Origin of the sequence: Enterococcus sp. AZ063, assembly GCF_051715045.1 — a bacterium.
Lineage (GTDB): Bacteria > Bacillota > Bacilli > Lactobacillales > Enterococcaceae > Enterococcus_D > Enterococcus_D casseliflavus.
This window is the reverse complement of the sequence record NZ_JBIOTA010000001.1, coordinates 1,609,151-1,622,481: the sequence shown is the minus strand read 5'-3', so window position 1 is coordinate 1,622,481 and position 13,331 is coordinate 1,609,151. Positions and strand designations below refer to the sequence as shown.

At 44.2% G+C, this 13,331-nt stretch carries 17 protein-coding genes; all 17 read right to left on the bottom strand.

Annotated elements, in window-relative coordinates; all coding sequences use genetic code 11:
• The 17 genes from yqeK to IGK61_RS07365 all read right to left on the bottom strand — a co-directional run bounded on the left by yqeK (position 1) and on the right by IGK61_RS07365 (position 13,282).
• On the bottom strand, positions 1-600 hold the full coding sequence (gene yqeK / locus IGK61_RS07445; protein WP_005225907.1) for a bis(5'-nucleosyl)-tetraphosphatase (symmetrical) YqeK: 600 nt from the start codon (positions 598-600) through the stop codon (positions 1-3).
• On the bottom strand, positions 590-1,231 hold the full coding sequence (locus IGK61_RS07440) for a nicotinate-nucleotide adenylyltransferase (RefSeq protein ID WP_005225906.1): 642 nt from the start codon (positions 1,229-1,231) through the stop codon (positions 590-592). Before IGK61_RS07440 ends, yqeK begins: the two co-directional genes overlap by 11 nt.
• A 12-nt stretch (positions 1,232-1,243) precedes the next feature.
• Positions 1,244-1,555, bottom strand: coding sequence for a ribosome assembly RNA-binding protein YhbY (yhbY, locus tag IGK61_RS07435; RefSeq protein WP_005225905.1), 312 nt, complete (start codon positions 1,553-1,555; stop codon positions 1,244-1,246).
• Between the two features lie 15 nt (positions 1,556-1,570).
• Complete coding sequence (gene yqeH, locus IGK61_RS07430) at positions 1,571-2,689, bottom strand: ribosome biogenesis GTPase YqeH (protein ID WP_010748089.1); 1,119 nt, start codon at positions 2,687-2,689, stop codon at positions 1,571-1,573.
• Position 2,690: 1 nt separating this feature from the next.
• Complete coding sequence (locus IGK61_RS07425; protein ID WP_005225903.1) at positions 2,691-3,215, bottom strand: YqeG family HAD IIIA-type phosphatase; 525 nt, start codon at positions 3,213-3,215, stop codon at positions 2,691-2,693.
• 359 nt (positions 3,216-3,574) lie between these two features.
• Positions 3,575-4,300, bottom strand: a complete 726-nt coding sequence (locus tag IGK61_RS07420) for an amino acid ABC transporter ATP-binding protein (protein WP_005225901.1) — start codon at positions 4,298-4,300, stop codon at positions 3,575-3,577.
• Positions 4,301-4,316: 16 nt separating this feature from the next.
• Positions 4,317-5,006, bottom strand: a complete 690-nt coding sequence (locus IGK61_RS07415; RefSeq protein ID WP_005225900.1) for an amino acid ABC transporter permease — start codon at positions 5,004-5,006, stop codon at positions 4,317-4,319.
• Positions 5,007-5,028: 22 nt separating this feature from the next.
• Positions 5,029-5,874: a transporter substrate-binding domain-containing protein gene (locus IGK61_RS07410; RefSeq protein ID WP_074536434.1), complete on the bottom strand. Its 846-nt coding sequence runs from the start codon at positions 5,872-5,874 to the stop codon at positions 5,029-5,031.
• 190 nt (positions 5,875-6,064) lie between these two features.
• Positions 6,065-6,850 (bottom strand): acetyl-CoA carboxylase carboxyl transferase subunit alpha, encoded by a 786-nt coding sequence (locus tag IGK61_RS07405; RefSeq protein WP_010748087.1) that lies wholly within the window; start codon positions 6,848-6,850, stop codon positions 6,065-6,067.
• A complete protein-coding gene (gene accD, locus IGK61_RS07400) occupies positions 6,843-7,712 on the bottom strand; it encodes an acetyl-CoA carboxylase, carboxyltransferase subunit beta (protein ID WP_005225897.1) in 870 nt (289 codons plus the stop codon). Before accD ends, IGK61_RS07405 begins: the two co-directional genes overlap by 8 nt.
• Positions 7,713-7,724: 12 nt before the next feature.
• Positions 7,725-9,089: an acetyl-CoA carboxylase biotin carboxylase subunit gene (locus tag IGK61_RS07395; RefSeq protein WP_074536435.1), complete on the bottom strand. Its 1,365-nt coding sequence runs from the start codon at positions 9,087-9,089 to the stop codon at positions 7,725-7,727.
• Positions 9,090-9,096: 7 nt separating this feature from the next.
• Complete coding sequence (gene fabZ / locus IGK61_RS07390; protein ID WP_005225895.1) at positions 9,097-9,525, bottom strand: 3-hydroxyacyl-ACP dehydratase FabZ; 429 nt, start codon at positions 9,523-9,525, stop codon at positions 9,097-9,099.
• A gap of 4 nt (positions 9,526-9,529) precedes the next feature.
• Positions 9,530-10,012 (bottom strand): acetyl-CoA carboxylase biotin carboxyl carrier protein, encoded by a 483-nt coding sequence (accB, locus tag IGK61_RS07385; protein ID WP_074536436.1) that lies wholly within the window; start codon positions 10,010-10,012, stop codon positions 9,530-9,532.
• Complete coding sequence (gene fabF / locus IGK61_RS07380; protein WP_005235583.1) at positions 10,013-11,251, bottom strand: beta-ketoacyl-ACP synthase II; 1,239 nt, start codon at positions 11,249-11,251, stop codon at positions 10,013-10,015.
• A gap of 12 nt (positions 11,252-11,263) precedes the next feature.
• The gene (fabG, locus tag IGK61_RS07375; RefSeq protein WP_008378189.1) at positions 11,264-12,001 is read right to left on the bottom strand and encodes a 3-oxoacyl-[acyl-carrier-protein] reductase; all 738 of its coding nucleotides are present in this window, start codon (positions 11,999-12,001) and stop codon (positions 11,264-11,266) included.
• Positions 12,002-12,010: 9 nt separating this feature from the next.
• Positions 12,011-12,934, bottom strand: coding sequence for an ACP S-malonyltransferase (fabD, locus tag IGK61_RS07370; RefSeq protein WP_074536437.1), 924 nt, complete (start codon positions 12,932-12,934; stop codon positions 12,011-12,013).
• 123 nt (positions 12,935-13,057) lie between these two features.
• Complete coding sequence (locus IGK61_RS07365) at positions 13,058-13,282, bottom strand: acyl carrier protein (protein ID WP_005225890.1); 225 nt, start codon at positions 13,280-13,282, stop codon at positions 13,058-13,060.
• Positions 13,283-13,331: the final 49 nt, after the last annotated feature.

Sequence of the window (13,331 nt, the reverse complement as noted above, 5' to 3'; positions counted from 1 at the left end):
CTATGGTAATTCCCTCCTATATTTGGCTACCCAAAAATTGTAGGTTTCGATCGTTTTTGGGTAGATAACTGCTTCTGTTTCGATCAAATGAAGCAAGGTATGTTTCGTTTCGTAAGCAACAGCGGCATCTAAGTCAATCATTGCGATCTCTCTGGCTTCAACGACTCCAGGAAACGTACGTCCGGGTTCGATATAATCTGCCACATAGATGATTTTATCTAACAGGCTCATCTTAGCAGCTCCGGTGGTGTGCAAACGGATCGCTTGTAAGATTTCTTCGTCATCGATTTCTAATTCTCGTTGAACGAAATCAGCACCGACAAGTCCATGCCAGATGGCATTGTTCCAGTTCAAGAGATCCAAGTCGAATCCGTCTCTACGAATGACTAATTGAAATTCTTCATCGCTGCGTTCTTTCGCATAATCATGCGTCAAGGCGGCGATGCTGGCTTTGACCGGTGAAGCACCATATTTTTCCGCAAGGGCAACGGCCGTTTTTTCGACACCTAACACATGCTCAAAGCGCTTTTGACTCATCTGCATTTGGACCTTTTGCATCAAAAGTTCCCGTTCTGCTTGTGTGTAGTGTTCACTCTTCATCCAAGTACAACCCCTTTTCTTGAATATAGTGTAACACATTATCTGGCAATAAGTAGCGAACCGAACAACCTTGTTGCACTTTTTTACGAATTGTTGTTGAGCTGACATCCATTAGCGGGATATCGATCCAAATAATCGGGTATGGGCTATCGATCGGCACTTCTGGACGACGAACCCCCACAAAAGTCACCAATTCCATCAGCTCATCGATTTGATGCCATTTTGGTAAATAGTTCACCATATCCCCGCCAATGATAAAATAATAATTGGTATCTGGATTCTTAGCTGTCAATTCCCGCATCGTATCAACCGTGTAACTCTTACCTTTTCGTTCCAACTCAATGGTCTCTACAGCAAATCGCGGATTATCGGCGATCGCCAACTCCAACATCGCCAAGCGGTGCTCAGCTGGGATCGTCTTTTTCTCATCAACATGAGGCGGTAAATACTCAGGCATGAAATAAACTTTATCCAGCCCTAATGCTTGCCCTACTTGCTCACCCATGACCAGATGTGCGTAGTGTACTGGATTAAAATTCCCACCAAGAATGCCCACTTGCTTTTTCGGTACAAGTTCTTGTGTTTGTGTCTCTAAAACCGTTTGTACCTTTCCAAATGTTTGTCCTTGCATGCCTTCTCCCTCCTAAATTGAACGAACTTTGCTTGAAATCGTTTGGTATTTTTCTTTGCTTGACGGTTTGAATAAAACGATCACTCGTCCGATGATCTGTACCACTTCACAGCCGACTTTCTCACGGATCGTTTCAGCTGCTTCGTCAGCAACCTCATCGGTGTTTTGGAGCAATGAGACTTTGATCAATTCTCGTTTTTCTAGCGCTTCTTCAATTTGCGCCATCATCGCGTCATTCAAGCCGCCTTTGCCGATTTGAAAAATCGGGTTTAAATGGTGCGCTTCACTTCGTAAAAATCTTTTTTGTTTTCCTCGTAAGTCCATATTCTTCCTTCTTCCTTATACTAATGCTTTACGTCTAAGCACATCGACACCCTTTGGCGCCCACCCAGCGATGACACACGGTTTGGTGATCGTGATCCAGCCAAGTCCCGCAAAAACGATATCGGTTTTTTCTTTGATTGAAAATTCGAAACGGACGAGTTCAGGAAAATCCGCCACTTCATCTGCTCGCGGCGGCTGCAGCAGCCCACCAACATGTTTCTCATAAAACTCATCGGCTTTCGTTAATTTGGTCCGATGGATCGCCACATCATTTGCTACATAAGCAATAAATGAACTGCGTTCTCCTTGAATGAAATCAAATCGGGCAAGTCCTCCTAAGAACAAAGTTTGTTCTGGATTCAACTGATACACCTTTGGTTTGATCTCTTTGGCTGGTGCCACGATTTTTAGATCTTTTTTACCTAAATAATGCGCCATTTGATGACGATGAATGATTCCTGGTGTGTCGATCAAGAAGTGTCCGTCATCCAAGGGAATCTCGATTTTATCCAATGTGGTTCCCGGGAAACGCGAAGTCGTGATCAATTCGTTGATCCCCGCTGTTTGTTTGATGATTTGATTGATCAATGTTGATTTTCCAACATTCGTCACACCCACCACATAGACATCGCGTCCTTCACGATACGTTTCGATCGCTTGCAGTAAAGCTTCCGTTTCACCTGGCTTCTTGGCACTCGTCAATAATACATCCACTGGTCTTAAACCAGCTTCATGGGCACGTTCCTTCATCCATTGGGTCATCTTCGATTTTTTCAAAGATTTTGGTAAAATATCCACCTTGTTGCCCACTAATAAAACAGGATTATTGCCGACAAAGCGGTGCAGTCCTGGGATCAATGAACCATTAAAATCGAAAATATCGACGACATTAACGATCAAGGCTTCTTTTTCCCCAATTTCATTCAGTAGACGCAGAAAATCATCGTCTGTAAGGGAAACATCTTGGATCTCATTGTAATGGCGCAAACGGAAGCAGCGTTGACAATAGACTTCTCCTGATTCAAGTCCTTTTTCTAATGCGGATTGCGGGGTGTAGCCCAATTCATTGGGGTTCGTTGTCTGAATCACTGCCCCGCAGCCGATACAGTGAATTTCTTCGATTCCTTCTGTCATATTAAATTCCTCCACGCCATTTTAACTCTGGGTTGTGCTTCAATAAATAGTTCATGATTTTTCTTTCTGCGGCTCGATTAAATTGGGTTTTCCAAGAATCCGTTGGGATCACTGGTTTCACTAAAATACTGCGAACACCGGCACGATTGGCACCTCGTACATCCGTCATGATTTGATCGCCGATCATCACGACCTCTTCTTTTTTCAAGCCTAATTGCTGATAGCCTTGTTTGATCCCTCTTGAAAAAGGTTTTAATGCGCGGTGTACGTATTTCAAGCCAAAGGGCGCAACTGCCCGTGCCACTCGTTCACTATTGTTGTTGGAAACGACAACTACCGGTATCCCAGCATTTTTCATTTCCAGTAGCCAGTTTTTTAGTTCTTCGGTTCCGTCAGGATTGTTCCAAGCAATCAAGGTATTATCAAGATCGGTCAAAATCCCTTTGATCCCCTGTGCCTTTAGTTGGCTAGGGGTGATTTTATAAATCGCATCGACCATCCAAGTCGGTTTATAATTTGAAAACATAAAATCTCCTTTGCTGCATGATTTCTTCACGTATTAAAAATCGGCGACTAGTCATCGATCCAAATTGTCGATCCTTAAAAAGAAACAGTCCGATCTGCCTACAATCACGCAGATGGTTTCTATCAAGATCAGACCTCTTCAACCTGTAATTATACAATAGAATCTTTTTGAATACTAGCAAGTGCGCCAGTTTCTGCAGGTTTCTTGTAAAAGAACTGAAAAAGGAACCTGCCAAGACAACCGTTTGTTCTATCACTTCTTTAAAGTAGTCTTTTTTCCGTCAAAAAAGCATCCTTTTACTGAAAGGATGCTTAGGAAAGGTCCAAATTTATCACTAACAACTGCGAACTTCTCGCAGTTTACAATACTTTACTCAAAAAATCAATGGTTCGTGGATTTTTCGGATGATCAAAGATCTGTTCTGGCGTTCCTTCCTCCATAATGATTCCCTGATCCATAAATAAAATCCGATCCGCGACTTCTTTCGCAAAGCCCATTTCATGAGTGACGATGACCATCGTCATTCCTTGCTGAGCCAAACGCTGCATGACGGACAATACTTCGCCAACCATTTCTGGGTCTAACGCTGAAGTCGGTTCATCAAAGAGCATCACGTCTGGTTCCATCGCCAAGGCACGTGCGATAGCGATTCGTTGCATTTGTCCACCAGAAAGACTTTGAGGATAGGCTTTTGCTTTGTCTGGTAAGCCAACATCATTTAGTAGTTGTTTTGCCAACTGATCAGCCGCCGATTTTGCTACCTTCTTGACTTTCGTCGGGGACAAAGTAATGTTTTCTAAAACCGTCATATTCGGAAAAAGATTAAAATTTTGAAATACCATACCCATTTTTTCACGCATCTTATACAAATCATTCTTTGGATCGGTAATATCGGTTCCTTCAAAAAAGATTTTTCCGCTTGTCGGTACTTCTAATAGGTTCAAACAGCGTAAAAACGTGCTTTTTCCTGACCCAGATGGCCCAATCACCACTACGACTTCTCCTTGATCGATCGTCGTTGTGATCCCTTTTAGCACTTGATTGCTGCCAAAGGTTTTGTGTAAATCTTGAATATCTAACATCATAGCTTGTCTTCTCCTTTTAACGACGATAGCCTTTGCCTAGTTTCTTTTCCCATAAACTCAATAGTCGCGAAGTCGTAAACGTCAAGATGAAGTAAATGACCGCCGCCACATAGAAAGGCGTTAATGGTTGGAAAGAACTGGTGACAACGATCTGCGCACTGTTCATCAGCTCGTAGATGCCGATCGTTGAAAGCAAAGAGGAATCCTTAATCAAAACGATAAATTCATTGCCTAGTGGCGGCAAAATGTTGCGTAGTGCTTGTGGCAATACGACATAACGCATCGTTTGAAAAGGCCGCAACCCTAAAGAACCAGCCGCTTCTGTTTGACCGTAATCAACGGCATTGATTCCCCCTCGGACGATCTCAGCAACATATGCCCCAGAATTAAGCGAGAGCGCAATGATCCCAGGAAATAGCCGCCCAAAATCAAGACTCAACACGCCGATCGAGACCGTCGGCAAGGCAAACATTCCTTGCAAAAGACCAAAAGCGATCAATATCTGCACCAGCATCGGTGTGCCGCGGATGACTTCAATATACGCATTAGCAAACCAGCGCAAAGGCGTCACTTTTGATAATTTCATCAGGGCGAAAATCACCCCTAGAATCGTTCCAAAGATCACGGTGATGATAGAGATCACGATGGTGATCACCACACCAGAAAGAAAATAAGGGTAATATATCGCTAAAAAGGATAAATCCATAATTGTGTCTACTCCGTTCTATCTATTGCGCCGCATTTTCGTTGGCTAGATCTGTGTTCTTTTGTACATACTCATCGATTGTACCATCTTCAATCAATTCTTTCAAAATACTGTTTAGTTCTTCTTGTAATTCGGTACTCCCTTTAGGTAAAGCAATTGCATAAGAATCGCCTTCAGATGCTTCTAATGCTACATCAGTGATCACGAGGTCATCATTTTGTGCAACATACGATTCAGCAACCGCACTTTCAAGGACCAAACCGTCGATCGAGCCTTGTTTCAATTCATTGACTAGATTCGGAACTTTGGCGATGGAAACCAATTGCGAATCAGCTAATTGATCTTGAACGATCATTTCTTGGATCGAGCCTTTTTGAGCGCCTACTTTTTTGCCAGACAAGCTTTCGATTGAATCAAATGCCGATTCATTGTTTTTATTAACAACTAATTTTTGTTCTGGTGTAAAATAGTTATCGGTGAAATCAAAAGTCTGTTTACGTTCGTCAGTTGCTGAGATGCCTGAAACAGCGATATCGGCTTTCCCTTGTTGCAAAGCAGTCAAAACAGCATTGAAATCAAGGTCCAAAATATTCACTTCGACACCAAGACGATCAGCGATCTCATTGACCATATCGATATCTGCGCCCACGATCGTATCTTTGCCATCGATCAAGGCATGAAATTCAAACGGGGCAAAGTCAGCAGAAGTTGCCACATTTAACACACCAGCTGCTTTGATGGCTTCCAATTGATTATCCGACGAACCGCTGGCACTAGAACTTCCAGTACTCGATGAGCCGCCATTCCCACAAGCTCCTAAAACCAAAATCCCCGTCAATACAACAAGTGCTCCAAATAATTTTTTCATTAAAAACGCTCCTCTTCAAAACAAATATTTATGCAATATAATCTTCTTATATTCAGAATATATACATAATAGCACAGAATAATTAAATTTTAAACTAAAAACTTCGCCATTTGTACGATTTATTCAATAACACTTTTAATAAAAAAATACTAGGATACCCATCCTCTAATCAGAGTGGATATCCTAGTTTTTAAAATCGGCGAAAACGTTGATACCTTGCCTCAAGCAATTCATCTGTTTGCAAGGTAGAAAGTTCGGCAAGTTTCGTTGAAATTGCCGCTTTCATCTGTTCCATCAATTGCTCTTTCGGTAAAAAGGCCTCTTCATGGGTTTCAGCAATCACTTTTTCAATAACACCGAGTTCATATAGTTCTTGAGCTGTGATCTTCATCAAGCCAGCAGCTTCTTTGGCACGGCTGCCATCTTTCCATAGGATCGAAGCAAAGCCTTCGGGAGATAAAATGGCATAGATCGAATGTTCCATCATCCAAACCTCATCGCCTAATGCCAGTGCTAAGGCACCGCCGCTGCCGCCTTCACCAATGATGATTGCCAAGATCGGCACCGTTAAATCGGACATTTCCATCAAGTTACGGGCAATCGCTTCGCCTTCTCCGCGCTCTTCCGCGCCAATACCGCAAAACGCCCCTGCTGTATTGATCAATGTGACCACAGGTCGCTGAAATTTTTCTGCTTGCTTCATTAAGCGTAACGCTTTGCGATAACCTTCAGGATGTGGCGAGCCAAAGTTTCTGCGTAAATTTTCAGGCAGATTACGGCCTTTTTGAATACCGATCACGGTCACTGGCTTGCCATCTAAACAAGCAATGCCGCCAACAACGGCTTCATCTTCGCCAAACAGACGGTCTCCATGAAACTCTTCAAACTCAGAAAAAATGCCGTCAAAGTAATCCAGTGCCGTCAAACGGTCTTTGCTGCGAGCGAGTTCAACGATTTCGTGGGCTGCTCTAGTCATTACGATCCCATCCTTTCCGCGTATGCAAAGAAATCAAATGGTGGATTTTCTCCCGCAAGTTCGTCCGCGGAACGATTTGATCGACAAAGCCATGATCTAACAGAAACTCTGCCTTTTGAAAGTCTTCAGGTAGTTCCTGACGAATGGTTTGTTCAATCACACGTCGTCCAGCAAAACCGATCAAGGCTTGCGGTTCTGCCAGGATGATATCCCCTTCCATCGCAAAACTAGCGGTGACGCCACCGGTTGTCGGGTCCGTTAAAACCGTTAGATAAAACAAGCCAGCTTTACTGTGGCGTTTTACCGCCGCAGAGATTTTTGCCATTTGCATCAGTGACAAAATTCCTTCTTGCATCCGCGCACCACCTGAAGCGGTAAAAAGAACAACTGGTAGCTGTTTTTCGATCGCACGTTCAAACAAACGGGTAATCTTCTCCCCTACGACCGTTCCCATACTGCCCATGATGAAATTCGCATCCATGATTCCGATCGCTAACGGCAATCCTTGAACTTTTGCTTCTCCTGTGAGGACAGCCTCATGCAACCCAGTTTTTTCTTGCATTTGGGCGACTTTATCCAAATATCCAGGAAAATCAAGAGGATCTTTTGTGGTTACATCTGTGTCCCATTCTTCAAAACTTTTCTCATCAATCGTGATAGCGATCCGTTCCCAGGCACTGATTCGGAAATTATACCCGCAGTGAGGACAGACTTTCTCTGCCCCCATCTCCTTCGTATAAAGCGTTCGTTTGCAACTAGGACATTTCGCCCAAAGATTATCTGGTACGACTGGTTCGTTCGTTGGCAGCTGACCTCGATTAGGATTGATGCGAATGTAGTTTTTCTTCTTAAATAAAGCCACTCATCTTCCCTCCTATTGTTCAGGTGTCCAATTTGGCAGAAATTCCTCTTGTAAAAAGGCGGTTGTATAGTCTCCCGCAATCACTTTCGGGTGACTGATCAAGTCCATTTGGAATTCTGCATTCGTAATGACACCATCGGTCACTAATTCGGCTAACGCCCGCTGCATCTTCATCAACGCTTCGAAACGGTTCTCGCCGTGAACGATCACTTTAGCGATCATAGAATCATAATAAGGTGGAATCGTGTAGCCAGAATACATGGCACTGTCTACACGAACGCCTAGGCCGCCACTTGGTAAAAACAAATTGTTGATCTTGCCTGGTGACGGTGCAAAATTGAAGGCTGGATTTTCTGCATTGATCCGACATTCGATCGCCGCGCCCGTCATCTTGATGTCTGCTTGCGTCAAGCCTAGCGGTTCGCCACTAGCGACTTCAAGTTGTTTTTTGACTAGATCAATGTTTGTCACCATTTCGGTGATCGGGTGTTCCACTTGAATTCGAGTGTTCATTTCCATGAAATAAAACTCCCCAGTGTCCGCCATTAAAAACTCGATCGTGCCAGCATTACGATACCCTACCGCTTGTGCGGCACGCACCGCTGCTTCTCCTAGTTCTGCTCGCTTGCTTTCAGAAATCACCACAGAAGGGGATTCTTCCAACACTTTTTGGTTGTTGCGTTGTAGCGAGCAATCGCGTTCACCAAGGTGGATAATATTACCAAAAGAATCACCTAACACTTGCACTTCTATGTGTCGAGCAGGATAAATGATTTTTTCAATGTACATTTCATCGTTGCCAAATGCCGCTTTTGCTTCTTGCTGCGCCGAAGCAAAATGATGCGGCAACGCTTCTTTATCGGCGACTTTCCGTATCCCTTTACCGCCACCGCCGGCCGCAGCTTTGAGCATGACTGGGTAACCAATCTCTTCAGCGATCGTTAAAGCTTCTTCCACATCAGAAATCGCGCCTTTGCTTCCGGGAATGACCGGTACTTCTGCTTCGATCATCAAGCGTCTTGCATTGATTTTGTTTCCCATTGCATCGATAGTCTCACTCTTTGGCCCAATAAAGACGATATTGCATTCCTCGCACATCGCAGCAAAGCGGCTATTCTCTGAAAGAAAGCCAAATCCAGGATGGATCGCCTCAGCCTTTGTGACGATCGCAGCGCTTAGGATCTGCTGTACATTCAAATAAGAGTCGGCTGCTTTGGCAGGTCCGATACAAATCGCTTCATCGGCAAGCTCTGTATGCAACGCTTCTTTATCTGCTTCTGAATAAACGGCGACCGTTCGAATACCTAATTCGCGACAAGCGCGAATGATACGTACGGCGATTTCGCCACGGTTTGCGATCAATACTTTAGAAAACATGTCTCACCTATCCAATCATGAAAGTCAATTCTGCTTCCGCCACTTTTTTCCCATCAACATAGGCAATTCCTTTGCCGATGCCAGCTGCAGATTTCACTTTGATTATTTCTACTTCTAAGATCAAGGTATCGCCTGGTGTTACTTTTTTTCTGAATTTCGCTTTGTCTAAACCGCCAAAGTAGGCAGTTTTCCCACGAAAATCTTCCAATGATAGCAATGCCACAGCACCTGCTTGTGCCATTGCTTCCACGATCAATACTCCGGGCATCACTGGTTCATGGGGAAAATGACCTTGGAAAAACGGCTCATTGATAGTAACGTTTTTCTTCGCAACGACCCGTTTGCCTTCTTCTAACTCCTCTACCCGATCCACTAAAAGCATCGGATAACGATGAGGGATGATTTCTTTGATTTCTTGAATCGTTAATGCGCTCATTGCTTTACCCTTCTTTCACACGGAATAATGGTTGATTGTATTCAACGATTTGTTCGCTTTCAACCAAGACTTCAACTAATTCGCCATCGACGTCGCTGACGATTTCATTCATGACTTTCATCGCTTCAACGATACAGAGAATATCACCTTTTTTCACGTGATCGCCGATTTGTTTGAAGTTGTCTTTATCAGGACTTGGTTTCAAATAAACGACACCCACTAATGGAGAGACAACTTCTTTGCCCTCTAAGACAGGTTTTGCCGTTTCTACTGTGTCCGGTGTTGCTGAGACAGCAGGCGTTGGTGCAGTAGGAGTTGGCGCAGCATTCGCTGCAGGAGCAGATGCAGGTGCAGAGGATGCACTTTGTAGCCCACTTGTCGTATTTTTATTAAAATAAAGTTCAAATGTCTCTTTTTTTAATTGAAGCTCAGTTAACGTCGATTGATCGAATTGGCTGAGCAGCTCTTTTACCTCATGTGTTTCCAATTACGCTTCCTCCCAACGTTTCAACAAGATCACTGCATTATGACCGCCAAACCCAAGTGAATTACTCATGGCATAGGTCAATTCTGCTGGTTGGCTTTGATTGATAACAACGTTCAAGTCGATCTCAGGATCTTGTTCTGTCACGTTGATGGTTGGTGGAATAAATTGATGTTGTAATGCTAATAGTGAAGCAATGGCTTCGATTCCACCAGCCGCCCCAAGCAAATGACCAGTCATTGACTTTGTACTGCTGACATATGGTTTTTTATAGTCTTCGCCCAATCCGTATTGGATCGATGTCGCTTCTGCACTGTCATTGGCAGGCGTGCTTGTACCGTGGGCATTGATGTAGCCAACTTCAGCTGGGGTGATCGATGCTTCTTGCATCGCCAATTTCATTGCTTTTCCAGCACCTGATCCATCAGGATTTGGCGCAGTCATATGGTAGGCATCACAGTTCGCACCGTACCCTACGACTTCACCTAAAATCGTTGCCCCACGTTTTTGCGCATGCGCCAATGATTCTAAAATGAAGACGCCAGCGCCTTCACCCATGACAAACCCACTACGATTTTTATCAAACGGAACGGAAGCTTTGTCAGGGTCTGATTCAGTGGTTAACGCCGTCAGAGACGCAAAACCAGCGATACCGATTTCACAGATCGTCGCTTCTGAACCACCAGCGATCATGACATCTGCGTAGCCATGCTTGATGTTCCGAAAAGCTTCACCGATTGAATGGGTACCAGAAGCACAGGCGGAAACAGTCGTCGTACAAATGCCTTTCGCACCTACCCGTAATGCAATGTTGCCGGCAACCATATTTACGATCGACATCGGTACGAACATTGGTGATACCCGATTTGCTCCTTTGTCATGCATCCGAATTACTTGGTCTTGAATCGTTGGCAAGCCGCCGATCCCTGAACCAACCATCACGCCAAAACGATCCACATCAATGGTTTCTGTATCTAACTTCGCCATTTCCATCGCTTCTAACGCCGCATAAATTCCATAAATGGAAAAAAGATCCATCCGCTTCGTATCTTTTTTAACGAAGTACTTTTCTAACGGAAAATCTTTGACTTCAGCGGCAACTGAGATCCCTGTTGCTTCTGCGTCAAATTTTGTAATCGGGCCGATGCCGTTGGTCCCGTTTTGTAAACTTGCTAAAAATGTTTCTGGGTCATTTCCGATTGGAGAAGTGACGCCGTATCCTGTAACTACTACTCGATTCATCTATTCTTCCTCCTACCCTTGCATTGCCATCCCGCCGTCTACACTGATCACCTGACCAGTGATGTAGGGGCTTTTTGCTAAAAAGACTGCTGTTTGCGCAACATCCTGTGTGGAACCAAAACGCTGTAATGGAATATTTGCCAATGATTGTTCTTTGACTTTATCCGACAGCACTTCAGTCATCTCTGTTTCGATAAATCCTGGGGCGATCGCATTGCAGGTGATCCCCCGAGCGGCACCTTCACGAGCGGCAGATTTCGTAAAACCGATCACGCCAGCTTTACTTGCCGCATAGTTGGCTTGCCCGATATTTCCCGTCAAGCCGACCACACTCGTCAAATTGATGATGCGGCCTTCTCGCAGCTTCATCATTTTTTTCAACGCGTGCTGCGTCATATTGAAGGTACCAGTCAAATTGATTTTGATCACTGAATCAAAATCTTCGGGTTTCATTCTCAACAATAATTTGTCATTCGTGATCCCGGCATTATTGACTAAAATGTGGATCGGTCCGACTGCCGCTTCTGCTTCTAAAAGCATGGCTGCCGCTTGATCAAAATCAGAAATGTCCCCATTGATCGCTACACATTTCACGCCGTAGCTGGTGATGCGATCGATCAGTGACTGGGGAATTTCTTTTCGTCCATTTAAAACGATATTCGCTCCTTCTTTGGCAAAGGCTTCCGCGATGGTAAAACCGATCCCTCGCGAGCTACCAGTTACAAAGACGTTTCTATTTTGCAGATCCATAAATTCCTCCTAGTTGAATCGGGCTAGTGTATCTGCCAACGTTTGGCTATCTTCTACACGCGCAGTCTGTATTTCTTTGTCTATTTTCTTCATAAAACCGCTCAATACTTTTCCTGGTCCGATCTCGATGACTTGTTGGATGCCAAGCTGCTTCAGTGTCGCAATGCTTTCGTAAAAACGCACTGGCGATTTCACTTGCAGCGTCAACAGTTCCTTGATTTGGTCTTGCTGCATTGGCTGCGCGGTCGTATTGCTGATGACAGGTACTTGTAACTCATCAAAGGTGATTTGAGCTAATTCCTGTGCTAATTGCTGCGATGCGGGTTCCAACAAAGCAGTATGGAAAGGACCGCTGACATTTAAAGGAATCACCCGTTTGGTTCCAGCAGCTTGTAACAATTCCACCGCTTTATCCACTGCCGGCGCTTCACCGCCAATGACGATCTGCTGCGGCGTATTGTAATTCGCTGGTGTCACGATCCCCACTTGACTTGCTTCTTTACAGATTTCTTCAATCGTTTCAGCGGGTGTGTTCATCACAGCGACCATTTTCCCAATACCTGCTGGCGCCGCACTTGCCATATACCGACCGCGCTTTTGCACCAATGCGACTGCTGTCTGGAAATCAAGCGCACCACTAGCGACTAAGGCTGTATATTCGCCTAAACTCAAGCCAGCAACAGCATCTGCTTTGATTCCTTGCGCATCCAAAAGTCGCCAAAAAGCCGTACTTACCGTTAAGATGGCAGGCTGCGTATATTCCGTCTGGTTTAAACGTTCGTTTTCAGTAAAGCATAGCTCGGCCATATCATATCCTAGAATGGTGCTGGCTTGTTCAAACGTCTCACGAACGATTGCTTCTTGGTGATAGAGCTCTTCTCCCATTTGGGGGTACTGTGCGCCTTGACCGCTAAATAAAAAGGCTGTCTTCATCTTGCACTCCTTCATTACTTTGATCGTTGTCGTTGGAGAACATGGCTTCTTGCAGTTCGTCTATGAATCAGCAAAAACACGTTCTTAAAAAGGAAAGGCTAGGCTGTCTGCCTAGCCTTTGTTTTATGCTTGTTGTTTTTCTACATATTTAACTAGATCTTCAACGGTTGTGATACCATCTTCTGTTTCGATCTTCACATCGAATTCATCTTCGATCTCGTTAATGATTTGGAAAAGATCCAAGCTGTCTGCTTCTAAATCTTCTTGGATGTTTGTGTTCAATTTGATTTCTTCTTTTTCTTTTCCTAATTCTTCTGCTACGATTTCTTGAATTTTTTCGAATACCATGTGTATATTCCTCCAATGTGTTTTTCAATAGTAATTTTGTTTCGTGAAC